The sequence below is a fragment of the Pseudoalteromonas sp. S2755 genome (assembly GCF_005886535.1).
Lineage (GTDB): Bacteria > Pseudomonadota > Gammaproteobacteria > Enterobacterales > Alteromonadaceae > Pseudoalteromonas.
Genome location: NZ_PNDS01000089.1, coordinates 1 through 1,401 on the forward strand (window position 1 = coordinate 1; position 1,401 = coordinate 1,401).

Consider the following 1,401-nt stretch of genomic DNA (forward strand, 5'->3'; position numbering starts at 1 on the left):
AATTATCCGCAGCTCAGGTTACTTAGCAGATGTATACTGTTGGGCAAAATTCAGGAGCGGTATAGCATGCGCCGTAGTCTTTACTGTAAGCGCCGGTTCCGCCTGCTATTTCTTTCGTTTGTTTAGCATCTAGCGCTTTATTTGCGTTAAGGTTTTTTAATTTTACTTTTTTCAGTTTCATGTTGTATCCAGTTATTTTGTTATCTTTGATTATTCAGTAATGTAGATAAATACTTATTTCTAAGTACTTATCTGTTAAATAATGTGTTTAATTTTTCAACATATTTCAAGCGGGAATGGCAAATAACTTCAGTAGAGCTTTTAGTTGTTTGTTTTTTAAGTTGTTTATTATATTGAATTTTTATCAAGTAAATAAAAGTGACAGCGTTGGACTTTTGTGCATGTCAATCTTGTTGACTGTGCAAACTATATCCACTCAATTGTTGCAGCAAATAGCTGCGTACGCCTTACACATTAAAAGAAGCAATGCTAGTATCCTAGTTAGGATAACAATCGAGTTGATAAAAAGTAGGGAGCTAATGGCATTATCATTTCAGACCTTAAGGTTGCATATTATTGAGGTTAACGACGATCTTCCGGCTCTCGATCGTGAACGGCTGATAGAGCAAATTCCCCATATCCTGAGTTCTAATGTGGTTGAAAACCTTCCCCCTTATTTTCATGGTATTGATTCAACAAAACAGGCCGAAAACTGGTTTCAGCGCATGTGTTTAGAGAGCCGCTTACTGCAAGTTAAGCTTGGGCAGCATGAGACAATTGGCTTGTTGTTTGTTTACGTTGAAAACGAAAGTGATGCGCATATCGGTTACTTATTGGCTGAAAAACACTGGGGCAAAGGTTACGCCAGTGAATTGCTGCAAGGGTTTATCCATGCAGTTAACAGTGTGGAGCTTTGGAGTACCCTAATTGCGGGAGTGGAGCAATCCAACCATGCTTCCATTCGGTTGCTCAAAAAGCTGGGGTTTTCACAGCAAGTGCATGATGAAAACAGTCCACTTTTCTTTGAATATGAGATCCATCGTATCTGTTGATCTCAGCGGTTTGACTTTTATTTTCCTGAGTGTGCTTTGGTCACAGCGCTCGATTTGTCGTTAGTCCATCAATTGATAAAAGTAAAAAATATAACAGTTGTCGTTATTTTCTTGTTGATATAAGCGCTCACATTTCTGTGGTTTATGAAGTGATTAAAAGGATCTGTGTTTTATACCAATTGAATTAATTTTCCAATCAATTTGAAAGGTGAAATAGCATATTAGCTTCGTTAAAAATTTCTCATTTAGAACAACTAAATAGCAAAATTTTTGCCTTGCCTACATGGATCTAGATACCTTGGCAATAGCAGGATGCGGTAGCGGTGTTATCGACAAAATTTCCTCACCT

Annotated in this window: 2 protein-coding genes; one reads left to right on the plus strand and one right to left on the minus strand. The window is 37.5% G+C overall.

The window, feature by feature from the left end; all coding sequences use genetic code 11:
* Positions 1-22: 22 nt before the first annotated feature.
* Positions 23-181, minus strand: coding sequence for a hypothetical protein (locus tag CWC03_RS23485; protein WP_157782784.1), 159 nt, complete (start codon positions 179-181; stop codon positions 23-25).
* A gap of 358 nt (positions 182-539) precedes the next feature.
* On the opposite strand from CWC03_RS23485, the gene CWC03_RS15270 reads away from it, so the two are divergent.
* A complete protein-coding gene (locus CWC03_RS15270) occupies positions 540-1,052 on the plus strand; it encodes a GNAT family N-acetyltransferase (protein WP_138582620.1) in 513 nt (170 codons plus the stop codon).
* Positions 1,053-1,401 lie beyond the last annotated feature (349 nt).

What these genes read in the sequence shown, in the direction of transcription:
- CWC03_RS23485 (WP_157782784.1), bottom strand. Translation starts at nt 181, where the DNA reads ATGAAACTGAAAAAAGTAAAATTAAAAAACCTTAACGCAAATAAAGCG.
- CWC03_RS15270 (WP_138582620.1), top strand. Translation starts at nt 540, where the DNA reads ATGGCATTATCATTTCAGACCTTAAGGTTGCATATTATTGAGGTTAAC.